At 51.3% G+C, this 15,306-nt stretch carries 9 protein-coding genes and 1 pseudogene; 3 read left to right on the top strand and 7 right to left on the bottom strand.

What is annotated here, in order from left to right; all coding sequences use genetic code 11:
- The first annotated feature begins 69 nt into the window (after positions 1-69).
- Positions 70-2,922, top strand: coding sequence for a glycoside hydrolase family 18 protein (locus tag BS639_RS23240; RefSeq protein WP_084984474.1), 2,853 nt, complete (start codon positions 70-72; stop codon positions 2,920-2,922).
- Positions 2,923-2,996: 74 nt separating this feature from the next.
- On the opposite strand, the gene mscS is transcribed toward BS639_RS23240, so the two are convergent.
- The 4 genes from mscS to BS639_RS23220 form a co-directional block, all read right to left on the bottom strand.
- Positions 2,997-3,881, bottom strand: a complete 885-nt coding sequence (gene mscS / locus BS639_RS23235; protein WP_084984473.1) for a small-conductance mechanosensitive channel MscS — start codon at positions 3,879-3,881, stop codon at positions 2,997-2,999.
- Positions 3,882-4,023: 142 nt separating this feature from the next.
- The gene (locus tag BS639_RS23230; protein ID WP_084984472.1) at positions 4,024-5,295 is read right to left on the bottom strand and encodes an MFS transporter; all 1,272 of its coding nucleotides are present in this window, start codon (positions 5,293-5,295) and stop codon (positions 4,024-4,026) included.
- A 64-nt stretch (positions 5,296-5,359) separates the two neighbouring features.
- A complete protein-coding gene (locus BS639_RS23225; RefSeq protein ID WP_084984471.1) occupies positions 5,360-8,476 on the bottom strand; it encodes a beta-galactosidase in 3,117 nt (1,038 codons plus the stop codon).
- A 133-nt stretch (positions 8,477-8,609) separates the two neighbouring features.
- The gene (locus BS639_RS23220) at positions 8,610-9,695 is read right to left on the bottom strand and encodes a LacI family DNA-binding transcriptional regulator (RefSeq protein WP_055772577.1); all 1,086 of its coding nucleotides are present in this window, start codon (positions 9,693-9,695) and stop codon (positions 8,610-8,612) included.
- A 366-nt stretch (positions 9,696-10,061) separates the two neighbouring features.
- On the opposite strand from BS639_RS23220, the gene BS639_RS23215 reads away from it, so the two are divergent.
- On the top strand, positions 10,062-11,453 hold the full coding sequence (locus BS639_RS23215) for an amino acid permease (protein WP_084984470.1): 1,392 nt from the start codon (positions 10,062-10,064) through the stop codon (positions 11,451-11,453).
- Between the two features lie 12 nt (positions 11,454-11,465).
- Positions 11,466-12,221: a transporter substrate-binding domain-containing protein gene (locus tag BS639_RS23210; protein WP_084984469.1), complete on the top strand. Its 756-nt coding sequence runs from the start codon at positions 11,466-11,468 to the stop codon at positions 12,219-12,221.
- A 79-nt stretch (positions 12,222-12,300) separates the two neighbouring features.
- Here the strand turns inward: BS639_RS23210 and fbaA are convergent, their stop codons facing one another.
- From fbaA to BS639_RS23195, 3 genes and pseudogenes are all read right to left on the bottom strand, one after another.
- Positions 12,301-13,380: a class II fructose-bisphosphate aldolase gene (gene fbaA / locus BS639_RS23205; RefSeq protein ID WP_055772568.1), complete on the bottom strand. Its 1,080-nt coding sequence runs from the start codon at positions 13,378-13,380 to the stop codon at positions 12,301-12,303.
- 93 nt (positions 13,381-13,473) lie between these two features.
- Complete coding sequence (gene pgk / locus BS639_RS23200; RefSeq protein ID WP_055772565.1) at positions 13,474-14,637, bottom strand: phosphoglycerate kinase; 1,164 nt, start codon at positions 14,635-14,637, stop codon at positions 13,474-13,476.
- 63 nt (positions 14,638-14,700) lie between these two features.
- Positions 14,701-15,306, bottom strand: a pseudogene (locus BS639_RS23195) (erythrose-4-phosphate dehydrogenase); the annotation flags it as partial.

Below are 15,306 nucleotides of genomic sequence, written 5' to 3'. Positions count from 1 at the left end.
ACCCCGAAGCGGAAAGTATCAATTTATTTTCGCTTCAATTATATATAATAAATTTGTAACGGGGATATTATGAAAAAGATTATTAAACTTTCAATGGTTGCTATTGCAACTTGTTCTGCACTTTATGGGGCCAACGTTATTGCCGCCCGTTTCAACGCTCAAGTGCCTGACGGAACCGTTGAAATAACGGCAAAAGAGTCGGGTACGCTCAAACCTGTAGAGCAAGGCGAATCGGGTGCGGTCAGTAAATATCGTGGCGATCGCCCAACGGCAAAATTAAAATGGCGCTCAACCTGGGTAGATTCGGAGATGGCAGGCCAACACCCGCACAGCCCAATTAACTATGAATTGGTCAACGTAAAATATAAAGATGCACATGACGCTAATCCGGAATCAACCGGAAAATTAACCACCAATGGTTATGCGGGTAATATGGAACATAACGTTCCTTTTAACGTTACTAAAAACAGCAAAATCGTGGGCCTCTATGTTCCTGAGTGGTCATATTGGGATCAGGCTCATCCTGCCGAATTTACACCGGCAAAAAATCTGACCCATGTGTTCTACAGCTTTATCGGCATGTGTGACTACGGTGCCGAACGCCCGGCGGGCACGCTAAAACAAAGTGAAAATGACGGCCTTAAGGCCGAAGGCAATCTGCGCGGCCAGAAGATAATTAAAGGCATGTGTGGTCAAGGTCCTCTACCAACGGAAAATGGTGATGTGAGCTGGGATGAATCGGCGGGTAAAAACTCGCCGGCCAAGCAGCAGGGCGACTTCAATGTAACAAAATTTGATCCGCAGGCTTCACACTTCATGTTTAAAGCGATGGAGGAAATGAAAAAAGCGCATCCAAACCTGAAGGTGATGGTTTCTGTCGGTGGCTGGACGCTCAGCTCTCCCTTCAGCGGGATGGCAGAAACCCCAGCCTCTCGCGCTATTTTTGTTAAATCAGTCGTTCAGTTCCTCAAAGATCATCCTTACGTAGACGGTATCGATCTTGATTGGGAATTCGTCGGCGGCGGCGGCCCAACAACGCATAAAGAGGGGCTGGCATTAAGCGGCATGTACAAAGAAAAAGAAGCTTACACCCACGTGGTGCATGAACTGCGCGTGGCGATGGACAGTGAATTCGGCAAAGGCAGCAAACAGCTGAGCGCCGCCGTCAGCGCATCTCCGGCCAAACTGGCTGCGATTGATTTTGACGCGGTAAAAGACGACTTCGACTTTGTTAATATCATGTCTTATGACATGTACGGGGCGTTTAGCCGCAACCCGGGGCATCAGACCGCCGTTCATGCAAAACCGCTGATCGGTGCTTACTTCGCCGAGGGTGCAGATAAAAATCTGAAAGATGATATCGGCCAAGAGATTGTTGATGCAAAAGGCCAAAAAATTACCGGCGCAGAAGCGATGCGCGGCTTCAGCACCGAGGGTGCGGTTAACGCCATTTTGGACAATAACCCAGAATTCCCGTCTACCAAACTGGTGATCGGCGCAGCCTCTTACAGCCGCGGTTGGCACAACGTTCGCGTGCCGGCCAAGCTGGATAAACTGTTCTGGCATGGCATCGCCGACGGCAAATCTGTCAGCCGTGAAGGCTTGGGCAGTCATGGTACGTTTGAAAATGGCGTGACTGACTTCCGCGAAATTTACGATAATTACATCGCTAAAGGCAAGGATTTCTATTACGACAAACAGGCTGAAGCGGCTTACGTCTGGGAGCCAAAATCGAACGACGCCCACACCGTTGGCGCCCACGTTGAAACTCTCGACTCACAGCGTTCAGTTATCGCCAAGGGCGAACTGATGAAGAAATATAATCTCGGTGGCCTCTTCGCCTGGGCAAGTTCGACCGACAATGGCCTGATCCTCAACACCATGAATGCCGCGGTGTGTAACAAAAAAGCTGACGGTAACTATTACAGTTTCAGCGAACACTACAACGGCGAAGTGAATACCGCTGTGGTCGAAAAAGATGCCAAAGGTCAGGCAACAAAAGTTGCTGAAACGGTATCAGGCCCGATGACCTATCGCTTTGACGGTCAGGCGTATTGCTTAGAGAAAGAAGAAGGTCAGGCCGAGCTGCCGATTGCCAATGCAGGCAAAGATATTGTTAAAATTAAAAGCGATGGCTGGCCCGGAACCATGAATTTGCTTGATGGAGGATTGAGTCAACACGCAGTCTCTTATCATTGGAAAATTATTCATAGTACAGTGCCTATGGAATTAAGAGAATTAGGAGACGATCCTGCACAGACAGGCCAAAGCCTGCAGGGTAAGGCCGTTTATGCGCAAGTTGCCAGCAATTTCAAGAACAATAAAATTCCGACCACAAACCAAGCGGTATTTGAGTTAACCGTGGTAAATAAAGACGGAAAAAAAGCCACTGACCATGTCAAAATGACCTTCATTCCTGCAACAGCCAGTATCATTGGCAGCAGAGTGATTACTCAAGGTCATAAGCTTAATTTAACTGCCGAAAGCAATGTTCCTAATGCGATTTCATATCAATGGGAGATCAGTCATCGAGGAGCAAAAGAATCCTTGTACATCAAGAAGAATAAAACACCAGACTTTATATATAACACTAAAGCCTTACCTGTCGGCGAGTACGATGTTGAAGTTTTTATTCAGAATGAGAGCGGCCGTGATTCTGTTTTAGCGCAAAAATTAGAGCATCTGACTATCGTTAAGGAAGCGGTTAAACCTGACGATGAAACCAAACCGGATACCAAATACCCTGCCTACAAAGAGGGTACACAATATAAAGGCGGCAATATCGTCACCGGTACAGATGGCAAACATTATGAATGCCGCAGTGATGATGGCCGTAACGGTTGGTGTGGACAGGCAGCAGGCTTCTATGCACCAGGTACCGGCATCGCTTGGGCCGAAGCCTGGAAGCTATTCACCAAGTAATCTGAAAGCAGTTTACCCTTAGAAAGTAAAACGCCCTGAAATCAGGGCGTTTTTTCGTTCAACTTCAGTCAGGATTACTCGGCCTTGGCCGCTTCTTCCTGCTTAGCCTGCGCCTCGGCGCTGCGGTACAGGTGCACGTCCATCTGTGGGAACGGGATGCCAATGTTGTTGGCATCCAGCGCTTCTTTAAACTTCTCCAGCAGATCCCATTTAACGTTTTGAGAATCGCCGTTGGTGGTCCAGTAACGCACCACGAAGTTCAGCGTTGACGCGCCCATTTCGTTCAAACGGATCACCACGCCTTTGTCTTTGAGCATACGCTCATCGGCATTGGCAATGTCACCCAATACTTTTTTAACCAACGCAATATCAGCATCATAAGCCACACCGACGATGATATCAGTGCGGGTGGTTGGCTCACGCGAGGTGTTAATAATGTTTCCGGCGATGATTTTACCGTTTGGTACAACAATGACTTTATTATCAACGGTTAGTAGCGTAGTCGAGAAGATCTGTACCTGCGTTACCGTACCCGCAACGCCGCCCAAATCGACATATTCACCGGCGCGGAAAGGACGGAAGATGACCAGCAACACGCCCGCTGCAAAGTTCGACAGTGAACCCTGCAATGCCAAACCTACGGCCAAACCGGCGGCACCAATAACGGCGATAACCGAGGTGGTCTGCACGCCAATACGCCCCAGAACGGCAATCAGCGTAAAGGCAATAATCGCATAACGCACCAGCGCAGACAGGAAATCGGAAACCGTCAAGTCAATGCCACGAAGACGCATCACCCGACTGACTGCGCCGGAAACCACGCGAGCAACAATTAAGCCCACCACCAGAATGGCGATGGCAGCGACGATATTAACCGCGTAATGGACCAGCAACTCCTGATTTCTGACAAACCACGTTCCGGCATTATGAATGCCGCCTACTACGTTCAAATCTTCCATTTCACACACCCTAGCAAGCAATAATAAAACCAGACATTCGCACTAAAATGCACGACGAATGATGCCTAAGCCCTTAAGGGTAACCAAGATTCGGCGTAACTGCCAACTTGCACTTACGCTTTGCGTACTTTCTAAACGTCCGCTAGGGGCTCACCGGTCGGGTTTCACTCACTCGCTGAGACGGTTTAAACGCCTGTAACGGTCCTCGCCCCGTCAGGGTAAAAATAGACACCAGGGTAAACGCCAGCGCAATCAGCCCCAAAATCAGGTAGGTGCCGTGGAAACCCACTTTGCCATACATCTCGCCGGCGAAAATCGACATAAAAATCATCGCGATTTGCTTGAAGAAGCAGAAACAGACCAGATAAATAGTGGCCGAAAAACGCACTTCAAACACCGAGGTGATGTACTTGAAACAGCCGACAATCAGGAACGGGATTTCGAACATATGCAGCGTTTTCAACAGCACCACTTCGACCGGAGTACTGGCAAACGACGAACCAATGATGCGCACTGACATAATGGCTCCGGCCAGCAGCAGTGCGTTCTTGCCGCCGATGCGGTTAACGATGGCGGGCGCAAAGAACATAATAAACGCATTCAGCAATTCACCCAGGGTGGTGATGTAGCCAAACACCCGCGTGCCTTGATCCGCACTGCTAAAAAACGAAGTGAAGAAGTTGGCAAACTGCTGGTCAAACACTTCATAGGTGCAGGAAACGCCGACAACATACAGCCCGAGGAACCAGAGTTTTTTATCCTTGAGCAGCTCCGCCGCCAGTCGCAGGTTGAAAGGCTTACTGTTGGCACCCAGCTCATTGGCAACCTTGGCGCTGGCACCTACCGCAGGTTTGGCAATCAACAGCAGAATCGCCAAAATAACCGCACAGCCGGAGCCGAGCCAGAAAACAAACTGGTTATTGATGGTGAACATTATCCCCACCACCGAGGCACAAATCGCCCAGCCCACACAGCCAAACATGCGCGCACGCCCAAACTCGAAGCTGCTGCGGCGGCTGACTTTCTCAATGTATGCCTCAATCGCCGGTGCACCGCCGTTGTAAATAAAGCCGAGATAGATGCCGCCGACTATCGATCCCAACAGGATATTGGTTTGCAGTAGCGGACCAAAAACGTAGATAAAGAACGGCGCAAACAGCACCAACATGCCGGTGATAATCCACAGCAGATGTTTTTTCAGACCAAGCTTGTCGGAAAGCAGGCCGAAAAGTGGCTGAAATACCAGGGAGAAGAATGAGATACAGGCAAAAATAATACCGGTATCACTTTGATTTATATGATTTATGTCGTGCAACCAAATTGGGAAGAACGGGAAATAGGCACCCATGATGAAAAAGTAGAAAAAGAAGAACAGTCCAAAGGTCCAAAAATTGGTATTTCGCATGTAGTTCATGGTAACTCCTCAGCCTTGATGGCCGCCCGGCCTGCGCTCAACGCGCGCGGCCGGGCAGCGAGCATTACTTGCCTAACCAGGTCAGCGAATAGCGATATTCACCGGCCGTCAGTAAAAATTCCGGGCTGACGCTTGGACTCCATGAATCATCACCGCCCACGCCCATCCGGAAAGCATCAATATTCAGCCAGGTGCCCGCTTCCTCTTTCAGCAGGTGGCGATGGCTGGTGTCCATTAACTGTTTCAGGCTGAAGCGGCTCAGGCCAAAGGAGAAATCACCGCGCAATTGCAGATTGCCGTAGTTCAATTCACGGGTGCCGCCGCGCGAGCCGTTTTCAGACGGGAACACGTACGGCGTGTAAAGCTGCGCCAACGGCAACTTCCAGCGAGAAAATTGCGCGGCAAGCTGGCGATCGGGATAGTTTTCATGCGGGCCAAGGCCCAACCACTCAACATTTGCTGAAACCTGACGCAGGCAGCAGCTCAGACCTATTCGCGCCGGAGACGGTAAACTGCTGGCAACCTGCACCTGCACGTCAATGTGCATTTCGCCCTCGGCACTGATCCGATAGGTTTTACGGCTTATGAGCGCAGCCTGCTGGACGCCTGCGTGGGTGTTAATGAAAGCGTGCTCGGTTTCAACACACACTGCATCGGCAAGGCGATAGGCCTGAAAACGCAGCAGTTGCGACTCAAGCTGATACATACCCGCTTTTTTCCAGCGCTCGACCCAGGCATGAGGATCAATTCTTGTCGCTTCACTGACGCCGATGTCATTATCCAGCGGCGCACGTACAAACTGGTCGACAAGCGGCGAAAGCAGCTGCTCTTCCCCGCCCTGACACCACTGTTCAAGCAGACCGCTGTGGCTATTGAACTGCCAGCGCTGTTCGCCGTGAATAACCTCAACACTGTCGGTACGTTGCTGCATTTCGGGCGCAGCAGGCTGTTCTTTGGCGGGCGCGGGCAAACTTAACGCACGCGGCAGCGGCCACTGGTGCCAGGCACTGCGATGACCAGCAGTTGACCAGTCAGTGGCATCAGGTTGAGAAATATCAACATTTAGCCACAGTTCGCCGGACGCGTTAACCGCAGGGTAATCGCCCAGCTTAATGCGCTGACTGCCCTGTGGGGCGATATCGAGCCTGATTTCGCCCTGCTGTAAACACACGCCATCAAGCTCGATACGCCAATTCAGGCACTCGTTATCGCTGCGGCGGAACAGGTATTCGCTGTAGACGTCGATCACCAACGGCTGCTGATTAACCAGTTCAAAGCGGAAAAACTGCTGCGCGCGCTGGGCTTCGAAAAGCGCGGGATGCGGCGTGCGGTCCTGAAAAACCAAACCATTCATGCAGAATTGACGATCGTTTGGCGTATCGCCAAAGTCCCCGCCGTAGGCGGAATAGCTGACACCCTCGTCGCCGGTGCGGGTTAGGCTTTGATCGACCCAGTCCCAGATAAAACCGCCCTGCAGTCTTGGATGGTCACGAAACGCTTGCCAGTACTTGTCGAAACCGCCGAGGCTGTTGCCCATCGCATGTGCGTATTCACAGAGGATCAGCGGACGAGTTTCATCCGGCATGCCGATCCATTTTTTAATTGACCACTTCGGCACCGCAGGGAATGGCTGATCCTGATCCACGCGGGCATACATTGGGCAGATAATGTCGGTCGCTGCGCTGTTGGCACCGCCGCCTTCATACTGCACCGGGCGCGTCGGATCGCTAGATTTTATCCAGCGGTAAAGTGCATCGTGTGTGGATCCATGCCCTGACTCATTGCCCAGCGACCAGATAATAATGCTGGGGTGATTCCTGTCGCGCTGCACCATGCGAGTCACGCGTTCGCTAAAAGCATTGAACCACTGCGGATCGTCAGACAGACGGTTCATCGGCTGCATGCCGTGGGTTTCAATATTGGCCTCGTCCACCACGTACAGCCCGTAGCGGTCGCAGAGCTTGTACCACAGTGGGTGATTCGGATAATGCGAGCAGCGCACCGCGTTGAAATTGTGCTGCTTCATCAACAAAATATCCTGCAACATGGTGGCTTCATCCACCGCCTGCCCTTTTTCAGGATGATGTTCATGACGATTAGTGCCGCGAATAAGCAGCGGCTGGCCGTTAAGCTTGAGCAAACCCTGACTGATTTCGACGTGACGGAATCCCACGTCAAACGCTTCTGCCTCGATCAGCTTATCCTCGGCGTCGAGCAGTGAAATCACCGCCCGATAAAGATGAGGCTGTTCAGCGCTCCACAGTAACGGCTTAGCCAGCGGCAAACGCAGCGTCACCCTTTCGTGATAAGCCCCGCGTTCGTCAATAATTTCACTGCCCAACGGCTGCACGTCGTCGGCGACCTTCTGCTCGCCGCGCCAGAGCTGAACATTAACTTTTAATGCGCTCGACGCTTCCTCGCTGGCCGCCACGCTAATTTTTGCTTCAAGCTCACCGAGTGAATAATTGGCGTGCAGATGGGTCCGCAGCTGAACGTCGGTTAACTGGATGGCCGGCTTATGCAGCAGGCTGACGTCGCGGAAAATACCACTCATCCGCCACATGTCCTGGTCTTCAAGATAGCTACCGTCACTCCAGCGCAACACCATTACCGCCAGACGATTTTCACCGTCCTGCAGATATCTCCCGAGGTCAAACTCCGCCGGCAGTCGGCTGTCTTGGGAATAACCGACCCAGTGGCCGTTACACCACAGATAGAAGGCCGAATTGACGCCGTCGAAGATAATTCTCGTCTGGCCCTGATCGCGCCAGGCGCTGTCAACCGAAAATGTGAGCGAGTAACATCCCGTAGGATTGCCTTCCGGAACAAAAGGCGGATCCACCGGGATAGGGTAACGAACGTTGGTATAAATGGGCGCATCGTAGCCCGACATCTGCCAGTTTGAAGGCACTTGTAAATCATCCGCATGTGGCAAGTCGGCCTCAAGCCATTCGGCAGGCACCGCCTCAGGGCGGCTGAAATAGCTGAATTTCCACACGCCGTTTAGGCTGCGCAGGCTTGGGGAAACACTGTCAACCTTGGCTTCTTCAGCATTACGCCAGCTTTGAAAGGGAGGATGGGCCGGTAACCGATTAACCTGGGTGCAGACGGGGTTTTCCCAGTCGCGCCGCGCCAGTACCGCACTCAGCGGATTTAATGCCTCTTGTGTATAGCCTTTCATTACCCTACCTCGCCAAAATGTTATGCGCTCACATTAATGTTTTTAAAATGGCTGCAGTCGAGGATGAAGTAAAGAAAGCTGCGTCAAGAAGGCGACGGGGATCACAATTTCAGCGCAATGGGCGCACGAAGACTTAAAGTTGCTCGAGCTGGCGGGCGATACGTTTGAGTTCCAGAGCCAGTGACTGCACAGAGTCAGGAGACTCCCCCGGGGAGGACGTGGTTTGACGCAGCATCAGCGTGGTATTGAGCAGCAACGAACCGGGGCTGGTCTGCTGCGGATGTTGCAGCATCTGCACCATGCGGTTAACGCTTTCGCGACCGCTGAGACGAAAATCTTGCGCAATGGTGGTTAACGGCGGTTGAAAATAGGCACTGTCTTCAGTGTCGTCATAGCCAACCACGGAAAGTTGCTGAGGTACAGTTACGCCCAGCTGGTGGGCTGCGCGGAGTACCCCAAGCGCCATTTGGTCATTAGCCACCAGTATTGCGGTCGGCCTTTGCGGCGGGTTAAGCAGATTCAGCGCCAGCTGATAGCCGGAAGCCGAACTCCAGTCTCCATGCAGCACGCTAAAAGCCTCAAGCTGATGCGCGGTCAGGCCCGTAAGCCAGCCCTCGTAGCGCAATCGGGCGGAGACTGACTCCAACGGCCCAGTCAGCAAGGCAATCTGCCGATGTCCAAGCGCAAGCAGATGCTCCAGCCCCTGCATTGCGCCCTCTTGTGGGTCGAAAAGAATGCTGAGCAGATTGGCCTGAGGATCAACATCCAGAAACAGCACCGGCAAATTGCCACAGCATTGTTTCACCTGCTGGGCGTTGTCAGTTTCGAGTGGGACATTAATCAGAATACCGTCCACTCGCTGCGCAATCAGTTCATTGACGGCGGCGCGGCAGGACTTCAGTTGCAGATCTTCAACCATCGAAATAACAACGTGATACCCCAGCTGATTGGCGCGAGTTTTGATAGCTGAAGCACCTTGAGAAGGCGCATTGAGGGCCAAATTAGTGCTTGCCAGCCCAAGGGTGAAACTCTGCTTGCCGGCCAGCTGCTGCGCCATGCGATTAGGCACATAGTTCAGCTCGTTCATTGCAGCTTCAACCCGTGAACGCGTTTTTTCAGAAACCTGTGCAGCCTGATTCAGCACGCGGGAAACCGTCTGATAAGAGACTCCGGCGTGACGAGCAACGTCATCGAGCGTAACAGATTTTGGCTTATTCAACGGCGGCTTCCTGACTGGGTTGATTAAAGACAATGCAAAGACTGCGGTCTGATAATAACAGATTTCTATTCTTATCGAGCAAGCGGCGAAACCTAAAGGCTTGCACAATCGCAAGGATTGCACCCATTTAGGTCAGCATTCGCCATTTATAAAGCAAAAAACGCTTACTTCACGCACAAAATAGAACTAACAAGCACAGCAATGGAGCGCCAGCGGAAATAAACGCGTAGCCTGTGAATGACATCAAAAAATAATAATAACGACCATTCAATGAGTTAACCCAAGCCTCGCTTCAAACTTCCCACCCATGGCCCGAGAATTGCTAACCCTCAATCGGACAAATATTTCTACCTTTGGGGAAAATGGATGGATATGCAACAGTCACAAAGTCAGCTGAGAAGAGGGTTAAAAAACCGTCACATCCAACTGATCGCTCTTGGCGGTGCCATTGGCACCGGCCTATTTTTAGGCATCGCCCAGACCATCAAAATGGCCGGACCCTCGGTACTGCTGGGTTATGCCATCGCTGGGATCATCGCCTTCTTTATCATGCGTCAGCTCGGCGAAATGGTGGTGGATGAACCCGTTGCCGGCTCATTCAGCCACTTCGCCAACAAATACTGGGGCGGATTTGCCGGCTTTATGTCGGGTTGGAATTACTGGGTGCTTTACGTTTTGGTCAGCATGGCAGAACTTAGTGCCGTCGGTATTTACGTTCAATATTGGTGGCCAGAAATACCGACCTGGGTTTCAGCGGCTCTGTTCTTTGTCGCAATAAATCTCATCAACCTCACCAGCGTGAAAGTGTATGGTGAAGTTGAATTCTGGTTCTCAATCATTAAAGTCGCCGCTATCGTCGGCATGATTGCCTTTGGAGCCTGGCTGTTGGCCAGCGGCCACGGCGGTCCGGAGGCCAGCGTGGCCAACCTCTGGCAATACGGCGGCTTCTTCCCCAACGGCATTAGCGGGTTGGTGATGGCAATGGCGGTGATTATGTTCTCTTTCGGCGGACTTGAGCTGATCGGTATCACCGCAGCTGAAGCAGAAAACCCACAAAAAAGTATTCCGAAAGCCACTAATCAGGTTATCTATCGTATTTTGCTGTTCTACGTGGGGGCGCTCGCAGTACTGCTGTCGCTGTATCCTTGGCAGAAAGTGGTGGAAGGCGGCAGCCCGTTTGTTCTCATTTTCCACGCGCTCGACAGTAACCTCGTCGCCACATTGTTAAACGCCGTCGTGCTTTCTGCTGCGCTTTCTGTTTATAACAGCTGCGTTTTCAGCAATAGCCGCATGTTGTTCGGATTGGCAAAACAAGGCAATGCCCCCGTCGCGCTGCTAAAGGTGAATCGCCGCGGTATTCCGCTTAACGCCCTAAGCGTCTCGGCTTTGGCGACCGCACTTTGCGTACTGCTTAACTATCTAATGCCTGGGAAGGCCTTTGAGCTGCTGATGTCTCTCGTAGTCTCTGCTTTGGTAATTAACTGGGCAATGATCAGCATCACCCACCTAAAATTTCGCAGCGCTAAACGTGACGCAGGGAAAAAGACGCATTTCCCGAGTCTGGGTTACCCCGTGACCAACGCGCTGTGCCTGCTGTTTTTGGCCGGTATTTTGGTGATTATGTTCCTTACGCCGGGGATTCAGATTTCAGTCTGGCTGATCCCAGTTTGGCTACTGGTCCTCGCCGTTAGCTATCAGTGTAAAAAGAAGAAGAATACCGCCGCAGCGGGAAATATCATAAAAACCAATAATCTATAAAAAGGGCAAGAAATGAGAAAATTATTACCTTGGGTATTGCTGGTCGCCACCGGGAGCGCCAGTGCAGAGTCTCATCTACAAAGCGTGGTGAAGCAGGGCACACTGAACGTTTGCACTACCGGCGATTATAAGCCTTACACCTTTCTAAGGCCGGACGGCAGCTATGAGGGCATTGATATTTCGATGGCGGAGTCGTTGGCAAAAAGTCTGGGCGTAAAGGCTAACTATGTGAAATCAACCTGGAAAACGCTGACCCCTGATTTAGTGGCGGGAAAATGTGATATCGCGATGGGCGGCATTTCGGTCACGCTGGCGCGCCAGCAGCAGGTATTTTTTGCCGAGAAAATGGACGTGGACGGTAAAATTCCGCTGGTGCGCTGTACTGACGTCAAAAAATATCAAACTATTGAGCAGATAAACAAACCGTCGGTACGCTTGATTGAACCCGCCGGTGGCACTAATGAGGCTTTTGCCCATGCTTATCTGCCGAAAAGCAATCTGACACTAACGCACGATAATGTCAGTATTTTCCAGCAGTTAGTCGATAAGAAAGCCGACGTGATGGTCACTGAAGCTTCTGAGGCACTGTATCAGAAAAAATCGCACCCTTCTCTGTGCGCGGTTAATCCTGACAGGCCGATGCAGTACGGTGAGAAGTCCTACATGCTGCCAACCGACGACATTAGCTGGAAACTGTACGTTGACCAATGGCTGCATCTGGCGCGTGCGACGGGCGAATATCAGAGAATTGTCGCCAACTGGCTATAATCACTAGGTCTTAAAATCAGCATAAAAAAAAGGGGCCATTCGGCCCCTTCTCTCAATCACAACGATAAAACAGTCTTAATTACAGACGGTCTACGTCGTTCAGTTCGTGGAACGCCTGCTCCAGACGAGTCACCATAGAGGACTGTGCAGAGCGCAGCCATACGCGTGGATCGTAGAACTTCTTGTTCGGCTTGTCTGCGCCTTCCGGGTTGCCCAGCTGGGCCTGCAGGTAAGCTTCGTTCTTTTTGTAGAACTGCAAAATACCGTCCCAGTTTGCCCACTGAGTATCAGTATCGATGTTCATTTTGATAACACCGTAGCTGATTGATTCTTTGATTTCAGCAGCAGAAGAACCTGAACCGCCGTGGAACACGAAGTCCAGCGAGTTATGTGGCAGGTTGTGTTTCTTGCTGACGTAATCTTGAGAATCACGCAGGATAGTCGGGGTCAGTTTAACGTTACCTGGTTTGTAAACGCCGTGAACGTTACCGAATGACGCTGCAATCGTGAAGCGAGGGCTGATTGCGCTCAGTTTTTCGAAAGCATAATCAACGTCTTCTGGCTGAGTGTACAGCGCAGAGGCGTCCATGTGGCTGTTATCAACGCCGTCTTCTTCGCCGCCGGTGCAACCCAGTTCAATTTCCAGAGTCATGTCCAGCTTGGCCATGCGCGCCAGATACTTACTGCTGATCTCGATATTTTCTTCCAGAGACTCTTCTGACAGGTCAATCATGTGGGAAGAAAACAGTGGCTTACCGGTTGCCGCGAAGTGTTTTTCGCCCGCGTCCAACAGACCGTCGATCCAAGGCAGCAGTTTTTTCGCACAGTGGTCGGTGTGCAGAATAACCGGCACGCCGTAGTGTTCCGCCATCAGGTGAACGTGTTGTGCACCAGAGATTGCGCCAAGAATAGCCGCGCCCTGTGGTACGTCAGTTTTCAGACCTTTACCCGCGATAAATGCAGCACCGCCGTTGGAGAACTGAATAATGATTGGGCCTTTAACTTTCGCAGCCGCTTCAAGAGCAGCATTGATAGAGTCGGTGCCTACACAGTTAACAGCCGGAAGAGCAAACGCATTTTCTTTAGCAACTGCGAATACTTTCTGAACGTCATCACCAGTAAGAACACCTGGTTTTACGAAATCAAAAATTTTAGACATATTACGTTGTCCTGTTTCGTCGGTCGTAGATGGATTGAATCGGATTACAAAATACAGCGTGAGCGGGCGAATACTCTCACCCGCTCGCGATTATTACTTCTTGGCACGCTCTTCCAGCATCACAACGGCTGGCAGCTCTTTTCCTTCAACGAACTCAAGGAATGCGCCACCACCGGTAGAGATGTAGGAAATTTTGTCAGCAATACCGAACAAGTCGATTGCTGCCAGAGTGTCACCGCCGCCTGCGATAGAGAACGCGTCGCTATCAGCAATGGCATGCGCCACAATTTCGGTTCCTTTACGGAAGTTAGGGAACTCGAATACGCCAACTGGGCCATTCCATAGAATAGTTTTGGCGTTTTTCAGGATTTCGGCCAGACGCTGTGCAGACACGTCGCCCATATCCAGAATTTGTTCTTCGTCTTTGATATCAGCCGTTGATTTCAACGTCGCGGTAGCCGTTTCGGAGAACTCGGTCGCCACGCGAACGTCGGTAGGAACCGGGATATCACAGGTTTCGAGCAGTTTTTTGGCGGTACCCACCAAGTCTGCTTCGTACAGTGATTTACCTACGTTATGGCCTTGAGCGGCAACGAAGGTGTTGGCAATGCCGCCGCCAACAATCAGCTGGTCTGCAATTTTAGACAGTGCATCAAGAACGGTCAGTTTAGTTGAAACTTTAGAACCGCCCACGATAGCCACCATTGGACGTGCTGGATTACCCAGCGCTTTGCCCAAGGCTTCAAGCTCGGCAGACAACAGCGGACCCGCACAGGCGATAGGAGCAAACTTGCCTACGCCGTGAGTTGATGCCTGCGCACGGTGAGCAGTACCGAAGGCATCCATGACGTACACGTCGCACAGGGCTGCATATTTTTTAGACAGTGTTTCGTCGTCTTTCTTTTCGCCTTTGTTAAAGCGAACGTTTTCCAGAACAACCAACTCACCTTCAGCAATTTCGACGCCGTCGAGGTAGTCTTTAGCCAAACGGACAGGAGAGGACAGTTTCTCTTTCAGGTAGTTAACAACCGGCAATAGAGAAAACTCTTCGTTATATTCGCCTTCGGTCGGACGCCCCAGATGCGAGGTCACCATCACGCGCGCACCTTGCTTCAGAGCGATTTCGATGGTTGGCAAAGAGGCACGAATACGTGCATCAGACGTCACTTTACCGTCTTTAACCGGCACGTTGAGATCCGCACGAATCAGTACACGCTTACCTGCTAAATCCAGGCTGCTCATCTTAATTACAGACATGGTGAATCCTCTATTCTCTTTAAAGTTGCTGAGGGCGTAACCAGCCATAGCCGATTTGCCTTACTAGAAACCGCTTGCGGACATTGCCAACGTGGTGTCGAGCATCCTGTTGGCAAAACCCCACTCATTGTCGCACCAGACCAAGGTCTTTATCAGGCGCTGACCACTGACCCGCGTCTGCGTGCCATCAACGATGGCGCTGTGTGGGTCATGGTTAAAATCAGTAGAAACTAATGGTAGTTCGGTATAGTCAACAATACCACGAAAAGCACCATTCGATGCCTTTTGCAGCAGCTGGTTAACCTGCTCAACGTCGACCTTTTCAGCCACAAAAACGCTAAGATCGATAGCAGTCACATTGATAGTAGGCACCCGCACAGAAATTGCCTCAAAGCGGTCACAGAACTTGGGCATGATGCGGGTAATACCGGCAGACAGCTTGGTATCAACGGGAATAATTGATTGGCTGGCTGCGCGAGTGCGGCGTAAATCGGGATGATAGGCGTCAATCACCGGTTGGTCGTGCATCGCGGAATGGATGGTCGTAACCGTGCCGAATTCGATGTCGAACGCGTCGTCTAAAAGTTTAATAATGGGAATAATGCAGTTGGTGGTACAGGAGGCGTTGGAGACGATGCGGTGCTCGCGCTGGAGCAATTGATGATTCAC

The organism is Rouxiella silvae (assembly GCF_002093625.1).
Taxonomy (GTDB): Bacteria; Pseudomonadota; Gammaproteobacteria; order Enterobacterales; family Enterobacteriaceae; genus Rouxiella; species Rouxiella silvae.
The sequence above is the reverse complement of the archived record's forward strand: the minus strand, read 5'-3'. Positions and strand labels throughout refer to the sequence as shown.